The 18,352-nt window shown below is 41.2% G+C and carries 15 protein-coding genes; 11 read left to right on the top strand and 4 right to left on the bottom strand.

The genetic code is table 11. The features are described 5' to 3' along the window. Window positions 1-126: 126 nt before the first annotated feature. The 8 genes from RYH73_RS00830 to RYH73_RS00795 all read left to right on the top strand — a co-directional run bounded on the left by RYH73_RS00830 (window position 127) and on the right by RYH73_RS00795 (window position 11,231). Window positions 127-1,434 (top strand): Gfo/Idh/MocA family protein, encoded by a 1,308-nt coding sequence (locus RYH73_RS00830; protein ID WP_335311352.1) that lies wholly within the window; start codon window positions 127-129, stop codon window positions 1,432-1,434. 15 nt (window positions 1,435-1,449) lie between these two features. Further along, window positions 1,450-3,414 carry a family 43 glycosylhydrolase gene (locus RYH73_RS00825; RefSeq protein ID WP_335311351.1) on the top strand — a complete coding sequence of 655 codons (1,965 nt, stop codon included), beginning with the start codon at window positions 1,450-1,452 and terminating at the stop codon, window positions 3,412-3,414. Between the two features lie 14 nt (window positions 3,415-3,428). After that, the gene (locus RYH73_RS00820) at window positions 3,429-4,397 is read left to right on the top strand and encodes a glycoside hydrolase family 43 protein (protein WP_335311350.1); all 969 of its coding nucleotides are present in this window, start codon (window positions 3,429-3,431) and stop codon (window positions 4,395-4,397) included. Between the two features lie 161 nt (window positions 4,398-4,558). Then, window positions 4,559-4,993, top strand: coding sequence for a DoxX family protein (locus RYH73_RS00815; protein ID WP_335311349.1), 435 nt, complete (start codon window positions 4,559-4,561; stop codon window positions 4,991-4,993). A 58-nt stretch (window positions 4,994-5,051) separates the two neighbouring features. Continuing rightward, window positions 5,052-6,758, top strand: coding sequence for a glycoside hydrolase family 3 protein (locus RYH73_RS00810; protein WP_335311348.1), 1,707 nt, complete (start codon window positions 5,052-5,054; stop codon window positions 6,756-6,758). A gap of 139 nt (window positions 6,759-6,897) precedes the next feature. Further along, window positions 6,898-8,607: a glycoside hydrolase family 3 protein gene (locus tag RYH73_RS00805; protein ID WP_335311347.1), complete on the top strand. Its 1,710-nt coding sequence runs from the start codon at window positions 6,898-6,900 to the stop codon at window positions 8,605-8,607. A 139-nt stretch (window positions 8,608-8,746) separates the two neighbouring features. Then, complete coding sequence (locus RYH73_RS00800; protein WP_335311346.1) at window positions 8,747-9,523, top strand: ABC transporter ATP-binding protein; 777 nt, start codon at window positions 8,747-8,749, stop codon at window positions 9,521-9,523. Window positions 9,524-9,554: 31 nt separating this feature from the next. Then, window positions 9,555-11,231 (top strand): hypothetical protein, encoded by a 1,677-nt coding sequence (locus tag RYH73_RS00795; RefSeq protein ID WP_335311345.1) that lies wholly within the window; start codon window positions 9,555-9,557, stop codon window positions 11,229-11,231. On the opposite strand, the gene RYH73_RS00790 is transcribed toward RYH73_RS00795, so the two are convergent. Beyond that, window positions 11,191-12,039, bottom strand: a complete 849-nt coding sequence (locus tag RYH73_RS00790; RefSeq protein WP_335311344.1) for an MBL fold metallo-hydrolase — start codon at window positions 12,037-12,039, stop codon at window positions 11,191-11,193. The two genes, RYH73_RS00795 and RYH73_RS00790, sit on opposite strands and share 41 nt — an antisense overlap. 173 nt (window positions 12,040-12,212) lie before the next feature. Between RYH73_RS00790 and RYH73_RS00785 the strand changes: the two genes are divergently transcribed. Beyond that, window positions 12,213-13,142 carry a J domain-containing protein gene (locus tag RYH73_RS00785; protein ID WP_335311343.1) on the top strand — a complete coding sequence of 310 codons (930 nt, stop codon included), beginning with the start codon at window positions 12,213-12,215 and terminating at the stop codon, window positions 13,140-13,142. A 4-nt stretch (window positions 13,143-13,146) separates the two neighbouring features. Further along, entirely contained in the window at window positions 13,147-13,440 is a 294-nt protein-coding gene (locus RYH73_RS00780) for a chaperone modulator CbpM (RefSeq protein WP_335311342.1), read from the top strand. A 47-nt stretch (window positions 13,441-13,487) separates the two neighbouring features. Here RYH73_RS00780 and RYH73_RS00775 read toward each other — a convergent pair whose 3' ends face one another. The 3 genes from RYH73_RS00775 to gloA2 form a co-directional block, all read right to left on the bottom strand. Next, complete coding sequence (locus RYH73_RS00775; RefSeq protein ID WP_335311341.1) at window positions 13,488-13,979, bottom strand: Dps family protein; 492 nt, start codon at window positions 13,977-13,979, stop codon at window positions 13,488-13,490. A 46-nt stretch (window positions 13,980-14,025) separates the two neighbouring features. After that, window positions 14,026-14,595 (bottom strand): HdeD family acid-resistance protein, encoded by a 570-nt coding sequence (locus tag RYH73_RS00770; protein WP_335311340.1) that lies wholly within the window; start codon window positions 14,593-14,595, stop codon window positions 14,026-14,028. A gap of 140 nt (window positions 14,596-14,735) precedes the next feature. Continuing rightward, on the bottom strand, window positions 14,736-15,137 hold the full coding sequence (gene gloA2, locus RYH73_RS00765) for an SMU1112c/YaeR family gloxylase I-like metalloprotein (RefSeq protein WP_335311339.1): 402 nt from the start codon (window positions 15,135-15,137) through the stop codon (window positions 14,736-14,738). A 210-nt stretch (window positions 15,138-15,347) separates the two neighbouring features. Between gloA2 and RYH73_RS00760 the strand changes: the two genes are divergently transcribed. Beyond that, window positions 15,348-18,350 (top strand): amidohydrolase family protein, encoded by a 3,003-nt coding sequence (locus RYH73_RS00760; RefSeq protein WP_335311338.1) that lies wholly within the window; start codon window positions 15,348-15,350, stop codon window positions 18,348-18,350. Window positions 18,351-18,352: the final 2 nt, after the last annotated feature.

Below are 18,352 nucleotides of genomic sequence, written 5' to 3'. Positions count from 1 at the left end.
TTCAATTTAGAAAATCTAACCGTGTTTTTACCCTAAATAATAAATGTCGTATTTACATTTTTGAAAACGTTGGCATTATTGGAAAAAAGCTATATTTTTGAATGGTAACCATAAACGTAACCATTTATGAATAACGCGAGAAGAAATTTTATTAAAAAATCGACAGCATTGGCTGCTGTAACTGGTTTGTCAGCCACTTTTCCCAGCCTTTATAGTATGGCTACTGCACAGACGCAGAAAAAAATCAGAGTGGGTGCCATCGGCATCAATGGGATGGGATGGGCGGATCTAAATGCCATATTGAAACACCCGGATGTTATATGTACGTCGCTTTGTGATGTTGATAAAAATGTTTTGGATAAGCGAAGTAAGGAGCTTGCTGATCGAGGTATACATACGAAAGGATATAACAATTATCGTGATTTATTAGCGAGCAAAGACGTAGATGTTGTCGTGATCGGTACACCGGATCATTGGCATTGTTTACAGATGATCGAGGCCTGCCAGGCCGGAAAGGACGTATATGTCGAAAAACCCCTAGGAAACTCAATTACCGAATGCAATGCGATGGTTGCTGCGGCCAAGAAATACGATCGCGTGGTACAAGTAGGGCAATGGCAGCGGAGCCAACAACATTTTAAAGATGCAGTAGCCTTTGTGCATTCAGGAAAGCTGGGTAAAATACGATTAGTAAAAGCCTGGGCTTATCAGGGATGGATGAAAAGTATTCCAGTTAAACCCGATGGCCCGGTGCCCGCAGGAGTAGATTACGATTTATGGTTAGGGCCTGCCAAAAAGCGTCCGTTTAATCCCAATCGCTTCCATTTTGAATTTAGATGGTTCTGGGATTATGCGGGTGGTTTGATGACCGATTGGGGGGTTCATATGCTGGATTACGCACTCATGGGGATGAAGGCGACTACACCAAAATCAATTATGGCTGCAGGTGGTAAATTTGCTTACCCTGATGATGCTGCCGAAACACCCGATACCTTGACAACCGTATTTGAGTTTGATGATTTTAATATCCAATGGGAACATGCAAACGGTATTGACGGAGGGCCTTATGGCAGAAATCACGGGGTCGCTTTTATTGGTAATAAAGGTACCTTGGTCGTAAATCGGGAAGGTTGGGAAGTGATACCTGAAGGTGACCGTATGCAAGCAATATCGCTACAGAAGAAAGTAGATAATGGATTGGATTTGCATGCAGTTAACTTTATCGAAGCGGTAAAAAGTCGCGATAAAGCTTCTTTGAATACACCAATAGAAGCGGGTGCTCATATTGCCATATTCTCGCAGATGGGAAATATAGCCTATCGAACGGGCAAAAAGATTTATTGGGATGAAGCAAAAGGATTATTTAACGATGCTGAAGCAGATAAATTGATTACAGCATCTTACAACAACGGGTATAAAATACCACAAGTTTAATTACACGAATTCTACATGCACGCAACCAACACATCACGAATTTTGATGTTTGTTTTGGCCATCTTTTTGGTGATCACAACGAATCAATTGCTTTTTGCTCAACAGGAACAGCAACCAAAAGCGGTAGACGAAAAAGATTATATAGCCTATCTTTTTACTTATTTTACCGGAAACCGCATCGAGGAGGAGGCGGTACGTTTTGCAATTAGCTTGGACGGTTATCATTATAAAGCGTTAAATAAAGGTTTGCCGATATTGGACTCAAAAAAAATCAGCAGCACGGGCGGTGTGAGAGACCCCCATATTCTTCGCGGACAGGATGGGAAAACTTTTTATATGGTACTTACTGATATGGTTTCTGCGGAAGGGTGGGACGCCAATCGTGCCATGGTCTTATTAAAGTCAACGGATCTGATTCATTGGACATCCCATGTAGTTAATATTCAGAAACGATATCCAAACCAGGAAAATTTATTACGTGTATGGGCTCCGCAAACAATCTATGATCCGCAGGTGCAAAAATATATGATCTATTGGTCAATGAAACATGGAGATGAACCGGATAAGATCTATTATGCTTACGCAAATGCAGATTTTTCTGATTTGGAGAGTGAACCTAAACAGTTGTTTTTTCCTTTAAATGGAAAGTCGTGCATAGATGGAGATATTGTATTGAAAGATAGTACCTATTACTTGTTCTATAAAACCGAAGGGCATGGAAATGGACTAAAAGTGGCGAAGACAAACGCGCTTACAAGCGGTAAATGGGAGGAGTCTCTTGATTACAAGCAGCAAACAAAAGAGGCGGTGGAGGGTTCCTGTGTGTTTAAATTAATTGGCGTCGATCGCTACGTGTTGATGTATGATGTGTATGGAAAGGGAAGATACCAGTTTACAAAAAGTACTGATTTGGAACACTTTTCGGTGATTGATGATGAGGTGTCGATGGACTTTCATCCACGTCATGGTACAGTAATTCCGATTACAAGAACAGAATTAAACCGCCTTGTCGATACGTGGGGCACACCAACTGATTTTAACTTGAAAGCACTTCATCATAACCCGGTTCTTGAAGGCTATTATGCCGATCCAGAGATACTTTATTCCAAGAAGAATAAAAAATACTACTTGTATCCGACCAGTGATGGTTTTGATCAATGGGGAGGGTATTATTTTAAGGCATTTTCGTCTACTAATTTAGTGGATTGGGAAGATGAAGGGCTAATCCTGGACCTAAAGGCAGATGTGCCTTGGGCGGGCAGAAATGCTTGGGCTCCTGCTATTGAGGAGAAGATGATAAAAGGGAAGTATCATTATTTTTATTACTACTCCGGGGCGCAAAAAATTGGAGTAGCTGTAGCTGACCAACCTACCGGGCCTTTTCGGGATATCGGAAAGCCGTTGATTGCAAGTAAACCTGCAGGCATTCGTGGTGGACAGGAAATTGACCCCGACGTATTTACAGACCCCAAATCAGGAAAAAGCTACTTATATTGGGGAAATGGCTATATGGCTGTGGCGGAATTGAATAAAGATATGGTTTCGATCAAAGAAAATACCTTGAAGGTGATTACGCCTGATAAAACCTTTCGAGAAGGGACTTACGTCTTTTATAGAAACGGATTGTATTATTTTCTGTGGTCGGAAGATGATACCAGAAGTGAAAACTACCGCGTTCGATATGGTACGAGCAAATCGCCTGTAGGACCTATAACTGTTCCGGAAAAAAATTTGATTTTAGCAAAAGATACGGCAGCAGGTATTTATGGTACGGGGCATAATGCGGTATTGCAAATTCCGGCGAAAGATGAATGGTATATTGTTTATCACCGTTTTAGTCGACCGGATGGAATCAATATGGGGGACGCAGCGGGTTATCATCGGGAAGTATGCATGGATCAATTATTTTTCGATAAGGAAGGTGCAATTCTACCGGTAAAACCAAGTCTTCATGGGATTAGTGAACGTGCCATACCTTAACCTTACTTTTCTATATGTTGCTTGATCGTCAATTATTCCGAGTCTTTGCCTTATCGTTGGCGCTGTTCAGTGGGATGCATGCGTTTGCTCAAAATGATGTGGAAGCGATTTACATTTTTGCCTACTTTAAAGGAAATGGAGAAGATGGACTCCATTTGGCCTATAGTAAGGATGGTTATCAATGGGAAGCCTTGAAAAATGATACTTCTTTTTTACGGCCTGAATTGAGTAAGGATAAGCTGATGCGTGATCCTTGTATTATCCGAGGTGCCGACGGTTTGTTTCACATGGTTTGGACCATCAGTTGGACAGACAAGGGGATTGGCTATGCTTCGTCCAAAGATTTGATCCATTGGTCAGACCAGCAATATATACCCGTCATGCAAGGGGAAGCCAAAGCTAGAAATTGCTGGGCCCCTGAAATCACCTACGATTCGGGTTCGAAAACCTACATGATCTATTGGGCAACGACTATTCAAGGTGAATTTCCTGAAACACAAATTGAGGCCGATAATGCCTATAATCATAGAATGTACTATGTAACCACAAAGGATTTTAAGACGTACAGCGACACACGCTTATTGTATGATCCCGGCTTTAACGTAATTGATGCAACCATCGCTAAAATTAATGATAAATGGATTATGTTCCTGAAGGATGAGACGAAGGAACCTGTTCAAAAAAACTTAAAAATGGCTCATGCTGCTCGATTAGAAGGACCCTATTCTGCTGCCGGTAAGCCGATAACCGAGGGTTATTGGGCGGAAGGTCCAACGCTGACCAAGGTCGATTCTACGTGGTTACTTTATTTTGATAAGTATACAGCGCATCAGTACGGTGCCCTTGCTTCTACAAACTTGAAAGACTGGGAGGAGGTCTCGGAAAAGGTCCGTTTACCAAAGGGGATACGGCATGGTACAATCTTTAAAATCACCCAAAAAGAACTGCAAAATATAGTACGGGAATCGGCGCCCGGGAAATAGAATGTTTTAACGTAGATCGCTATTAATAGTTAATAACCAACTAATTATAAATTTACATAATAAAAAAACAGGAGGCATTTTCATTTGTTTTTTAATAAAAAAAGCGTAACTTTAATATTACATTAAAGCTAACTTAACATAAACACTTAAAACTGAATGCTATGCTTACCCATCACGTATCCCACAAGGGTGAAAGGCATCACCCCCTTTGGTTGGAAATAACCCGAATCGTACTTTCATTGGTTATCCTTTGGAAGGGAATTGAATTTATTGCGAATATACATGTGTTCACAGATATCATGATGAATAGTACAGTGCCGCTTGCTATTCTAATGAGCGTGCTTGTACACACTATTATTGTGGCGCATATTTTTGGTGCAATAGCACTTTTCACGGGAAGCTATGTACGTATTGCTTGTATATTGCAGATGCCCGTTATTCTGATGGCGCTGTTATTTAGAGATCTGGCTAAGGATGTGCTGAATCCTTACGCTGCCGTTTGGGTAAGTATCGCCATCCTTTGTGCGCTGGTATTGGTATTATGGAGAGATAAGCATGATGTGGTGGATAGAGATCGTGTAAGGGCTAAAGATTAACCAAAATATTTTCGAGAAAGTTTAAGCATGGGTATTATCTTTGAGGTAGATAATACCCATGCTTAAAAAGTATTTATTTATATATTTATTTCTTATTCAGGCTTGGCAATCCGTCGCTCAGCAGCCTGCAAACTTTACTACCTTCATAAATTCCCCTCATCGATGGGTAGATTCTACCTTTAATAGCCTAAGCCAAAACGAAAAAATCGCACAGTTGTTTATGGTAAGAGCGCATACAAATTTAGGAAAGCGCTATATCGACTCTGTTGCGAAAATAATTGCGGATGAGCAACTCGGTGGTGTCGTATTCTTTCAGGGCGGCCCTCGTGGTCATGCAGCGGCTATTAATGCCTATCAAGCGATCTCAAAAGTTCCATTATTGGTTGCACTCGATGGGGAATGGGGCTTGGGAATGCGGCTCGCGGATTCCGCTATTTCTTATCCTTTTCAAATGACACTGGGGGCCATTCGCAATGAAAAGCTACTCTATAATATGGGCCGCGAAATTGCAAAAGACTTCAAACGACTTGGTTTGAATGTAAATTTCGCACCGGTAGTCGACGTAAATAATAATCCGAGAAATCCTGTTATTAATTTTCGTTCGTTCGGAGAAAATAAAGAGAATGTAACGCGTAAAGCAAATGCTTACATGCATGGAATGATGGATGAACACCTATTATCAACCTTAAAACACTTTCCAGGCCATGGTGATACGGATGTCGACTCACATAAAGACCTGCCCCAACTTGCATTTAGCAGGGGAAGACTTGATTCGCTGGAGCTGTATCCTTTTAAGCGGCTGATTCAGGAAGGCGCCCCGGGTGTAATGGTCGCTCATATGAATATCCCTGTGCTCGATAAAACACCTAACTTACCCTCTTCACTTTCACCTGCCGTAATCGATGGCTTGCTTAAAAAGGAACTTGGATTTAAAGGACTGGTTTTTACGGACGCGATGGATATGAATGGCGTGGTTAAATACTTTAAAAACGGCGAGGCTGATGTGCGTGCGATTATTGCCGGTAATGATCTACTGGAACTGTCTCAAAACAGTAAAAGGGCCATTGCCATGGTGGCTAAGGCCATTAAAGATAAACGTATTAGCCAAGCGAGTTTAGATGCTAAAGTGAAAAGAATCTTAGCCGCAAAACTCTGGCTCGGATTAGATAAAAGGCAATCGGTAATGCTTAATGGACTGTATCATGCGTTAAATCGGCCGGAAGCAAAAAAACTGAATCAACAGTTGGCCGATGCAGCGATTACACTATTGAAGGGAGATAAACTCGTTCGGGCAATCGATTATACGAAACGTACCGCTATTATTAGCATAGGGGCCCGAGAATTGACTGTTTTTCAAAAAGAATTGGAAAATAGATTCGATAATGCATTGAAATTCGTGATATCACCGGATGCAAAACCAAATGATATCGCAAAAGTGTCGGTTGAACTGTTAAGGTATAATCAGGTTATTGTCGCCTTACATGATGTGCGCAAATCACCGCAAAGTAAAATCAATTTTAGTGGCACGGTTCGTTTGTTTATCAATGAGTTAGCTAATATGAATAGCGTGTTTTGCGTCTTTGCCAATCCCTACGCGTTGGCAGGTATGCCAGGTATAGAAGCCTGTAAGAGTATAATTCTTGCTTACCAGAATAGCGATGAGCTGCAACGGGCAGGTGCGAAAGTTATATTGAGAAGCTTAAAACCAAGTGGTAGACTGCCTGTAACGGTTAATACCTTCTTCAAATATGGTGATGGTTTATAATGGCAGGATGCGTTTTGTTGCGCTTTGTTCTGATTTTAAGCACAAGCAATACAGTTTTTAATGCTTTATTTGTCTTTTCTGATTTCTTTTTTTGCATAAAGGAGCAATTATGGTTATGTTTGATATTCACGCTTTCATTATGTTAAGAAAAACCAGTCTACTGTTCCTGATCGTGCTGTTCGCATCTCGGATTACTTCTGCTCAATCACGTCCGACATTTATTGAGTTTATTAACCAGGAACATTCTTGGGTGGACTCGGTCTTCAATAAACTAAGTAAAAAAGAACGTATCGCGCAGATGTTCATGGTACGTGCACATACCAACTTGGGCGAGGCCTATAGCGATTCGGTGGCAAAGGTAATTAAAAAGCAAAAATTAGGAGGAGTGGTGCTGTTCCAAGGTGGTCCTATTAGGCACGCTAACCTTATTAACAGCTATCAAAAGCTAGCAAAAGTGCCCTTATTGACGGCATTGGATGGGGAGTGGGGTTTGGGAATGCGTTTGATGGATTCGACGATTGCATTTCCTTACCAAATGGCTTTAGGGGCCGTACAGAATGAGCAATTAATTTACCAGATGGGACAGGAAGTTGCCAAGAATTTTAAGGCAATGGGCTTAAACGTAAACTTTGCACCGGACGTGGATGTGAATAATAACCCAAACAACCCGGTAATTAATTTCCGTTCGTTTGGTGAGAACAAAATGAACGTGGCTCGAAAAGGTGGAGCTTATATGAAAGGCATGACGGATGGAGGCCTCATTACCACGCTGAAACATTTTCCAGGTCATGGTGATACCGATGTAGATTCTCATTATGATTTACCTAGTTTGGGTTTTACCAAAGCTCGCTTGGATTCGTTGGAGATGTACCCTTTTAAGGAACTGATCGGTCAGGGAGCACCTGGTGTGATGGTTGCCCACATGAATATTCCTGCGTTGGATAGCACAGCGCATCTACCGTCGTCACTTTCAAAGAATGTAATTACCACGGTTTTGAAAGAGCATATGGGATTCCGTGGGCTGACCTTTACAGATGCCATGGATATGAAGGGAGTGGTAAAATACTTCCCGGATGGAGAAGCGGATGTAAGGGCGATTATGGCAGGAAACGACGTGTTAGAGCTGTCAGAAAATAGCAAACGCGCTATCAAGAAAGTGAGGAAAGCTATCCGTAAAAAGAGGCTTTCGTGGGAGGACATAAATGTGCGGGTGAAAAAAATATTGGCGGCTAAATATTGGCTTGCTTTGGATAAATGGCAGCCGGTTACAACCGATAATCTTTATCAGGAACTTAATAACGAGTCTGCAAAAGCGTTAAACCGACAATTGGCGGAAGCCGCGATCACTGTTTTGAAAGGAGATACGTTAATTCATCAACTGAGCCCCGAGGAACGAACCGCTTTGATCAGTATTGGCGTTGATAGTGCCACAGGCTTCCAGCAAAGGCTGGCTAGTCATTTTGGTGACCATTTGAACATTGTTTTGTCGGCCCGGGCAACCGCGATGGACGTAGCCAAGGTGGTTGATGAACTTAAAAATTATAAGCAGATTATCATTGCAATTCACGATACACGTCTGCGTCCGCAAAGCAAATTGAACTATAGTCAGGACGTGAACGGCTTAATTAGCCAATTGGCCGGAAGAAAAGCCATATTTGCCGTTTTTGCAAATCCATATGCAATCGCTACATTCCCTGGCTTAGAGCAGGCGGGCGGACTCGTGGTCGCTTATCAAAACGATGTAACTTTTCAGCATGCCGTAGCGCGGTTAATGAGCGGAGAATTGGAGGCGAATGGTAAATTGCCCGTAACCATTAATAGCTTTTTTAAATATGGGGATGGCCTTTAGCTTTCGCTGAAGCAAATGTAAGATCTTATAAGTAAAGAAGAGCTTCTTTTTTAAGCCCGGGTTCTAGCTTTCTATTTCCAAAGTTCACAAAATCTAAAGAATTTCTTATCTTGCTTTAAGTAACAAGAAGCTAAAAGGAATGAACCAAGGTGAGCCTATCATCCGTATTGAGAATCTTCATAAAAACTATGATGATAAAGAGGTCTTAAAGGGGATTGATCTCGAAATTTACCCAGGTGAAGTTATTGGCTATATTGGTCCGAATGGTGCCGGTAAATCAACTACGGTAAAAATCCTTACAGGATTAATAAGTGATTTCGAGGGGCGTATTACGGTTAATGGCGTTGAATTGAAAGAAAATGTATTGGCTGTTAAGTCAATTATAGGATATGTTCCGGAAAACGCCGAATTGTATGACGTACTCACTCCATTGGAATACTTGGACTTCGTAGGAAAGCTTTATGGTATGGAAGCTTCGCATATTGCTGAACGGGCAACGCGATTGCTTACAGCTTTTGGCCTTGGTGACTCGCTCAACAAACGAATGGATACGTTTTCAAAGGGCATGAAGCAAAAAGTGTTATTAACCGCTGGAATTATCCATAATCCTAAAATCCTCGTATTGGATGAGCCGCTGTCCGGCTTAGATGCAAATGCTGTTATTGTTGTGAAAGAATTGATTTCCTTACTTGCGAAAGAAGGTAAAACGATATTTTATTGTTCACACATGATGGATATTGTAGAAAAAGTTTCTGATAGAATCCTATTGATTAATAAAGGTGCTATTGTTGCTAATGGTACTTTTGAACAATTAAAAACACAGCACGGTGATTCGTTAGAACATATATTTGCGAAATTAACCGGTCATTCGGAAACATCGGGAAGTGCTTCTAATATAATGTCAGCTTTGGAATAACCGGAAGACAATAAGTATAGGCGCGATATTTATGAATAATTTCATCATCAGGTTAACACTGCTCTTTAACTCCTTGTACCATAAAATGGGCGTAAACACGCGTCAGTTGGAGGTCATCCTTCGCACTAAATTGTTAATGGATGATCGAAGACCCTTGACTGCTTTTGGTAATAAAGCGAAAAAAGAAAACAATTTTAGTTCTTGGATTAATTTCCTAATGCTGGCCGTAATGGGTTGCGTATTGCTTCTTTTCTTGTTTTCAGTTAATCAGCCATATTTATCGTTTACAATCTATTTCGGGGTGTTCATGGCCATGCTATGCTTAACCTTAATTGCTGACTTCTCGGTCATTCTTTTAGATAATAGGGATAACTTCATCATCTTACCGCGCCCTGTGGATGACAGTACTATTGCCTTGGCCCGTATCCTGCATATCGGCATTAGCGTTTTTAAGCAAGCGATTGGTTTGGCCTTACCTGGTTTTGCTTTTACGATTATCAATAGAGGGGGAATAGCGGGACTGATTTTTATTGTACAGGTGATCATTGCTACGGTGCTTTGCGTTCTATTTGTGAATTTGTTTTATCTGATGACCATGCGATTTGTATCGGTGCAACGTTTCAAAGATATCGTGGCCTATCTACAGATTTTGTTTTCGGTGCTTATTTTCGCGCTCTACTATACAATGCCGAATATCTTGGAAAGTGCAATGGTGCAGCAGCTTGATTTTAAGACTACTCCTTGGTTATGGGCTACACCAAGTGCATGGATCAGTGGATTACAAGAATTGGGCAGAGGTGATGTCTCGGTGTTAACGTGTGGTCTTTCTGCTGCTGCGATGATAGCACCTTTAGCAGCCTTATGGTTGATGACCGGGAAGCTCACAAAAGGCTTTAATAGGATGCTTTCAGGTTTGCAGGTAAGTGACGAGACAGCGACCGGGGATGCCGAGGTTTATCACCGAGAAACATGGAGCGATCAGCTTGCGAACATGTTAACGAAAAGTCCGCTGGAGAATGCCGGGTTTAAATTGGTATGGCGTCTTACCGGGCGTACACGCGAATTTAAGACAAAAGTATATCCGTCTATGGCTTATGTTCCTGTTTATTTTTTTTTCATGTTTTTTGTACGAAATAAAGGTAATGCAGGTCTGCCATGGACAGAGAAATGGAAGGGTATTTTAGCCCAGCATACCTATCTCTTTATTTTTTATTTTTCATTATTTACATTATTAACCGTATTTCAATTCATTACGCAGAGTGATAAATACAAGGCAGCCTGGATTTATTTCGTTGCCCCAATTCGGCAGCCAGGACTCTTTATGTCGGGTGTGCTAAAGGCTGCTTTTGTGAAATTTTATATGCCCTTTATGGTTGGGTTTACAGTACTGGGACTTGTCTTTATTGGGGTGCCGGTAATAAATGATTTGCTGCTTTCCATGGCAGTAGGTGGAATTGCTGCAGTGCTCATCTGTTTGTTTACGGTAACGGGCTATCCCTTCAGCCAGCCGATCAAGAAAACGGAAGGTCGATTTATCGCCAACCTGCTATTAATAGGATTGATTAGTGCAATCGGCTTTGGCCATTACCTGGCAGTTAAATACGAATGGTTAGTATGGACGCTTGCTGTACTAGCAACTGGAACTTTCTTTTTACTCTTACATTTTTTTAAAAAAGAGTCTTGGGAAAAGGCGGAATTTCGGGAATAATAGCTGCTGGCTGTAAACTTTTTTTTATCTCAAAAATTGGGCTTTCTTCATAGCGTGAGGCAACCATTATTTTTATACCATTGGCATGGGCCGAGAAAAGTTCAGCAACCAAATCCGGGCAGTTATTGTCTTTGGATAAATGGGATAGAAAAAGATGGCTGAGTGCTTGTGTACGATAGTTTAGAAAAAGCTCTAATGCTTGTTTGTTGGACAAATGACCATGTCCTCCTCGAATTCTGTTTTTCAAAAAATAGGGATAGCGCCCGCGATCTAATAATTCCTCGTCGTAATTGGCCTCTAAAAAAACAGCGTGACATTGGCTGAAATGATATTGTACGCGCTCGCAGACTCGACCTATATCGGTGAAAACACCAACTCGAATATCCCCTCCCTCTACTACAAAGCTATAAGGGTCAACGGCATCATGATATTTGGCAAAAGGAGTGATCTGTAAATCGCCAACTTGAATAGGGGCGGACGAATGAAATATCCGAAGCTGGTCCGGGGGAATGAAAAAACCGGTTGCCCTCAGGGTTTCCTGGTTGATATATACCGGGATATGGTATTTTAAACTTAATCGGCACAGTCCTTTTATATGATCACTATGCTCATGGGATATAAAGATTGCTTTTATACGCTGAATAGATAATCCTAAACGGGCCATTCTTCGCTCTATTTCGCGGCAGGAAATGCCTGCGTCTATCAAAATAGCCTCGTTTCCATTACCAACATAGTAACAGTTGCCATTACTTCCCGAATTGATGGAGGTGACGTAAAGCGACATGTGTGCAAACTTAATGATTTTCATTCAGATTAAGCCCACGTCTTTGCGTTGGTTTGGATCAAGCCATAACGAGAACAAAATTGATCAAAACGAAAAATTAAAATCATGATTCATTTCAAGTTAAAAGGAAAATAGGAATATCCGGAAATCCCAAACAAAAAGGGACGTATGACTGTATCTAGATTGTAGGTTTAATTATGGAATATATAGACTATTACAAAATATTGGGCGTCGATAAAAACGCATCTCAAGATGATATTAAAAAGGCATACCGTAAACTTGCTCGAAAATTACACCCCGACTTAAATCCGGATGATAAAGAAGCGCATAAGCGATTTCAGGAATTAAATGAGGCCAATGAGGTACTAAGTGATCCTGAAAAGCGGAAGAAGTACGATCAATATGGAAAAGATTGGAAGCAAGCGGAGGCTTATGAACAGGCCCGACAGTCGCAACCTGGAGGTGATTACTACGCACGTGGAAATCCCTTTGGTAATCAAAATCCGTTCGAAAGCGGTTTTGACGGATCGGAAGGCGATTTTTCTTCAGGCGGTTTTTCAGATTTTTTCGCCTCCATGTTCGGCCGAGGACAGAGGAACCGGAACCAGTTTAAAGGACAGGATTATCGTGCCGAACTACATTTGAGTTTACGAGATGCCGCTGAAACACATAAGCAAACATTAACAGTTAACGGAAAGAAGCTTCGTATTACAATTCCCGCGGGTGTTGAAAACGGACAGGAAATCCGTTTAAAGGGGCAAGGAGGGCCTGGTGTTAACAAAGGCCCGGCAGGTGACCTCTATATTACGTTCATTATAGGCAATGATCCGATGTTTAAACGGTTAAAAGATGATCTTTACTTAATGATGGAAATTGACTTATATACCGCCATTTTGGGTGGAGAGGTGATGGTTGATACGTTGAGCTCAAAAGTTAAATTGAAAGTCAAGCCGGAAACACAAAATGGCAGCAAGGTGCGTCTAAAAGGCAAAGGATTTCCCATTTATAAAAAAGACGGTGAGTTCGGCGACCTCATTATAACGTATCAGGTAAAAATACCGACAGATCTGAACGAGGAACAAAAGAAGCTTTTTAAACAGTTGGCTGATTTACAGACTAATAAATAAACACATGGCTACCAGCTATATTTTAATTAAGGAATATTGTGCACAAAGTTCCGTAGAAGAAGCTTTCATCCGCTCGCTCTACGACGAGGGTTTAATCGAGATAAACGTACAGGCGAAGGAATGGTATATTACGGAGGATCAGCTTCAGGATCTGGAGCAATTTAGACAGTGGCATTATGATTTACATATTAATGTAGAGGGGATAGATGCTATGCGGCATTTGATTGGGAAGATCAGAAGCATGAAGATGGAAATCAATCAGCTAAAAAATAGATTGCGTTTGCATGAGGACGAATGATAGTAAATAAAAAGGACAGCGTGTCAGAAACACGCTGTCCTTTTTATTTATTGAATCATCGAACGCAACATCCAGGCCATTGACTCATGCTGCTCCATTAACCCTGTCAAGAAATCAGCCGTACCGGCATCTTTATGCTTGTCCTGGATAGGATCAATGGCGTTACGAATTTCGCGGATGATGGTTTCGTGATCTTCTAATAAAGCCTCAATCATCACTTCGGCTGAAGAACCATCATCAGTATGTTCCAATAAATCGGTTTCATTGAGAAACTGTTGTAACGTACCTAATGAATAATGACCCAGCTTACGGATACGTTCAGCTACTTCATCCATAATTTCTGCAAGCTCCTTGTATTGCGATTCAAAAAATAAGTGGAGATCATGGAAATGAATGCCTTTTACATTCCAGTGGAACTTTCGGGTCTTTGTGTATAATACGAATTCATCAGCAAGCAAATGATTCAATTTGTTTGCTACCGCTTGGCGATTATCTTCAGAGATGCCAATGTCAATTTTAGCAGTTTTTACAAGTGTCATGATTAAAATTTATTATAGTGTATGGAGATATTGATAGTTCTTTTGTTTAAGGTTGGCTGTGATCCTTGATTTTTTTGAGCTGCAGGGAGAAAACAATATTAACGACTCCTGCGAGAATGAAAGCAAAGGCTGTCCAACCTACAATGGTCGCAATACCGATCACTGGATTGAAAATCATGCTTAAACCGAACAGTACGGTTAAGATCCCTCCCGCCAGTACCCATCCCCAGCCACTTACCTCCAGATTGTTAAGTTGAAAGGCATAACTACTAAGTGAAGCGCCTAATAACAATATATAAAAGCCGACAATGAAGGGGAGAATACTCATCGATAAACTTGGATATAACAGTAGAATGAAACCAAGCACAATGTCCAAGATGCCGGCAGCTAGTGTCCAGCCCCAATGATGCAGACGATTTCGATTGCCTAATGCAAAGGAAAGCTCCATGATGCCATTTACGAAAATGAGTCCACCAAAAAATACCGATAAACCTAAGTAACTGGCTAAGGGATTGGATATGGTATAAAAACCGGCAACTAATAGTAAAATCCCGATAACCGTGAAAATCCACCAATTTTTGACTTCACGTTTGATTTCTTGTATCAATGCTGCCATATAAATAATAGTTAAATAAATTCAGTGCGAATTCTATTCACTTATCAAAGCTACCTTATTGAGATAAAATATGTTTTGATAACAATCATACTAAATTATGTGTTTGGTCATCTTTAAACTTTATTTCAATGGCATGACAATTAAGAAGTGATTTCGTAGAATTCCAAAGGTAAGCCATCCGGATCTTCAAAAAACGTAAAGCGTCTTCCCGTAAGCTCATCAACCCGAATAGGCTCGGTGGGTATATGATGGCGTCCTAAGTGAGCAATCGCCCTTTCGAGATCCGCAACGGCAAAGGCTAAGTGGCGCAAACCACAGGCTTCGGGCCTACTTACTCGTCTCGGTGGTTTGGGAAAGGAAAATAACTCAATGGTGTAATGACCGTTTAATGTTAGATCTAATTTATAAGATTGCCGTTCTGTTCGATATGTTTCGGCTAGGATGTCAAAACCAAGCACATCGGTGTAGAATTGTTTAGACCGCTGATAATCTGAACAGATAACCGCAATGTGATGGATTGCTTGTATGAATGAATCTCGCATATTGATGTTTTGAGCTAAGGTAGAACTTATACAGTAAAAAAGTAACATTCTTATGGGAGAGGATGAAAACAATTTTTTTTTCACTAAAAAAGGTATTTTAGTGAAAAAGTTAGCGGAAGTTGGCTTTTGATTGTCAATAACAGAAAAATCCACCAGATGGATGCTTTTTTTTGATAACTTAAACTTTTTATTCTTTAATTAGTATATATTATGCGGAAAATCTTACCCTTTTGCTTTGTATTATTTAGTTTTTACTTCCTGAAAGGTCAGGAAACTTTTCCTGTTAACGGTTCGCACGATAAGCGACCGAAAAAATATGCTTTTGTAAATGCCCATATTGTTACAAAAGCCGGTCAGTTCCTTGAAAAAGGGACTTTGTTGGTAAATGATCGACTTATTGAAGCTGTAGGAGCCAATCAAAAAGTTCCAACAGGCTATATAACGATTGATTTGGAAGGCAAATTTATTTATCCGGCGTTAATTGATCCGTTTACTAGCTATGGTGTGCCCGAAAGCAAAGACTCTCGTTCTTTTGGAAGAAGTGCACAAGTCCTGACTTCTACCAAGAATGGTCCTTATGCTTGGAATGAAGCGATACGGCCGGAAACACGAGCCATCGATATTTTTACGCAAGATGAAAAGAAAGCAGAGCAATTAAAGAAAATCGGTTTTGGAGCTGTACAAACGGTTGTGAAAGATGGGATCGCGCGTGGCAGCAGTGCTTTAATTGCCTTGAATACAAATGCGGATAATGGATTTGTCATTATTCCGGATGCAGCTGCACATTATTCTTTTGATAAAGGTTCTGCAAAAACATCCTATCCGTCTTCTTTAATGGGTAGTATTGCTTTGCTGCGCCAAACCTATTACGATGCGCAATGGTATCAACAGCAGAAAAAGGAATTCAATATTTCACTGGAAGCATTTAATAAATGGCAATCATTGCCCCAATTTTTTGAGGTAAATGATGTCTTGGATGTGCTAAGAGCGGACAAGGTGGCTAAAGAGTTTGGAAAGACGTATATCATTAAAACCGGAGGAAACGATTATCAACGGATCAAGGAAGTGAAGGCTACCGGTGCAGATCTGATCGTCCCATTGAACTTCCCTAAAACCTATGACGTGGAAGATCCTTATGATGCTAATAAGCTGTCATTGGCTCAACTGAAACACTGGGAACTTGCACCGGGCAATCCTGCTGCATTGGAGAAAGCCGCTATTCCCTTCGCCTTGACGACGAGCGGTTTGGAAAATGTTCGGGACTTTTGGCCCAATTTGCGTAAAGCGATTAAATACGGACTGAGCCAGGATGCTGCATTACGGGCATTAACGGAAACACCCGCTTTATTTTTGGGGGCCGATGACCGTTTAGGAACTTTAGAGGCCGGAAAATTGGCCAGTTTTATTATTACATCGGACAGCTTGTTCAAAGAGGGGAATATTATCTACGAAAATTGGATTGAAGGAGAAAAATTTATCGCGAATCAAAGTAATGGTAAAGATCTGAGAGGTGAATACGCAAGTACTGTAGATGATTTTGGCCCAATTAAATTGCTGATCGGTGGAAAACCGGGTAAGTACGAAGCGTATATTAGTAAGGTAGAAGATACAACGAAAATTAAAGCTAACTTGGTAGTGGACGGCGATTTGCTAAGTTTGAGCTTTAACCCAAAAGGAACAAAAAAAAGCTATCGGATCAGCGCCTATATTGCATCAGTTAAACCGCTTCAGCTCAAAGGAGAGTTAGGACATGAGGACGGTAGTAATACGCCATGGTCGGCATCTTATACGGGCACCTATACGGAAAAGATGGAGAAGAAGATGGCTGACAAAGCGCTTGAGATAGGAAAGGTTATTTACCCTTTTGTAGCTTTTGGCCATGAGCAAGCACCTAACGCTTCCAATGTTTTGTTAAAAAACGCAACGGTATGGACCAATGAAAAGGAAGGTGTATTGGAGGAGACGGATGTGCTGATTGCCAATGGAAAAATCAAGGCAGTAGGAAAAAATCTGAATGCTTCCGGTGCAACGATAATTGATGCAACAGGCAAACATGTTACGGCAGGTATTATTGATGAGCATTCGCATATTGCAATTTCTCGGGGAATTAATGAGGGAACGCAATCGGTTACTGCTGAAGTGCGCATCGGTGATATTATCAATTCGGAAGACGTTAATATTTATCGACAATTGGCCGGGGGTGTTACGTCTTCTCATATATTGCATGGATCTGCAAATGCGATCGGCGGACAATCGCAGTTGATTAAGTTACGGTGGGGCCAATCTCCGGAAGAATTGAAATTTAGAGGAAATGATGGCTTTATAAAATTTGCACTTGGTGAAAATGTAAAGCAAAGCAACTGGGGAGATATCGCAAGGGTGCGTTTCCCGCAAACTCGAATGGGTGTTGAACAGGTTTATGTTGACGCCTTTACAAGGGCCAAAGAATATAAGGCGAAAATGGCTGCTAAAGGTAGCACTACACGTCGCGACTTGGAATTGGATGCTTTGGTAGAGATATTGGACAATAAGCGCTTTATCACCTGCCACTCCTATGTGCAATCTGAAATTAATATGTTGATGCATTTGGCCGATAGCCTCGGCTTTAAGGTGAATACGTTTACGCATATATTGGAAGGATATAAATTAGCGGATCGTATGGCTGCCAGAAGTATTGCGGGTGCTACCTTTGCTGACTGGTGGGCCTACAAAATGGAAGTGCAAGAGGCGATCCCTTATAATGCTTACCTAATGGAGAAGCAAGGTGTTGTAACGGCCATCAACTCAGATGATGCGGAGATGGCTCGCCGCTTGAATCAGGAAGCTGCGAAAATAATAAAATACGGAGGTTTGACGGAGGAGGAAGCATGGAAGTTGGTGACACTTAATCCGGCTAAAATGTTGCACATCGATCATCGGGTCGGCAGTTTAAAGGTAGGTAAAGATGCAGATGTCGTTATCTGGAGCGGGAACCCCTTGAGTATCTATGCTCGTGCAGAAAAAACGTTTGTAGATGGAGTGAAATATTGGGATGTGGATGAAGATCAGGCGATTCGGAACCTGCAACAAAAGGAGAAAGCGCGACTTATTGCAAAATCGCTGGAAGAAAAGGGTAAAGGAAATGCAACACAAAAGGCGGTAGAAAAACCAAGCATTGTTTATCATTGCGAGACGCTTTCAGAGGATATGAACGAAGATGTTAACCATAACTAATA

Origin of the sequence: Olivibacter sp. CPCC 100613 (genome assembly GCF_036959255.1) — a bacterium.
Taxonomy (GTDB): Bacteria; Bacteroidota; Bacteroidia; order Sphingobacteriales; family Sphingobacteriaceae; genus Olivibacter.
The sequence above is the reverse complement of the archived record's forward strand: the minus strand, read 5'-3'. Positions and strand labels throughout refer to the sequence as shown.

Bases quoted from the DNA above. Each gene is read 5' to 3' on its own strand.
- RYH73_RS00830 (WP_335311352.1), top strand. From the start codon at position 127: ATGAATAACGCGAGAAGAAATTTTATTAAAAAATCGACAGCATTGGCT.
- RYH73_RS00825 (WP_335311351.1), top strand. From the start codon at position 1,450: ATGCACGCAACCAACACATCACGAATTTTGATGTTTGTTTTGGCCATC.
- RYH73_RS00820 (WP_335311350.1), top strand. From the start codon at position 3,429: ATGTTGCTTGATCGTCAATTATTCCGAGTCTTTGCCTTATCGTTGGCG.
- RYH73_RS00815 (WP_335311349.1), top strand. From the start codon at position 4,559: ATGCTTACCCATCACGTATCCCACAAGGGTGAAAGGCATCACCCCCTT.
- RYH73_RS00810 (WP_335311348.1), top strand. From the start codon at position 5,052: ATGCTTAAAAAGTATTTATTTATATATTTATTTCTTATTCAGGCTTGG.
- RYH73_RS00805 (WP_335311347.1), top strand. From the start codon at position 6,898: ATGTTAAGAAAAACCAGTCTACTGTTCCTGATCGTGCTGTTCGCATCT.
- RYH73_RS00800 (WP_335311346.1), top strand. From the start codon at position 8,747: ATGAACCAAGGTGAGCCTATCATCCGTATTGAGAATCTTCATAAAAAC.
- RYH73_RS00795 (WP_335311345.1), top strand. From the start codon at position 9,555: ATGAATAATTTCATCATCAGGTTAACACTGCTCTTTAACTCCTTGTAC.
- RYH73_RS00790 (WP_335311344.1), bottom strand. From the start codon at position 12,039: ATGAAAATCATTAAGTTTGCACACATGTCGCTTTACGTCACCTCCATC.
- RYH73_RS00785 (WP_335311343.1), top strand. From the start codon at position 12,213: ATGGAATATATAGACTATTACAAAATATTGGGCGTCGATAAAAACGCA.
- RYH73_RS00780 (WP_335311342.1), top strand. From the start codon at position 13,147: ATGGCTACCAGCTATATTTTAATTAAGGAATATTGTGCACAAAGTTCC.
- RYH73_RS00775 (WP_335311341.1), bottom strand. From the start codon at position 13,979: ATGACACTTGTAAAAACTGCTAAAATTGACATTGGCATCTCTGAAGAT.
- RYH73_RS00770 (WP_335311340.1), bottom strand. From the start codon at position 14,595: ATGGCAGCATTGATACAAGAAATCAAACGTGAAGTCAAAAATTGGTGG.
- gloA2 (WP_335311339.1), bottom strand. From the start codon at position 15,137: ATGCGAGATTCATTCATACAAGCAATCCATCACATTGCGGTTATCTGT.
- RYH73_RS00760 (WP_335311338.1), top strand. From the start codon at position 15,348: ATGCGGAAAATCTTACCCTTTTGCTTTGTATTATTTAGTTTTTACTTC.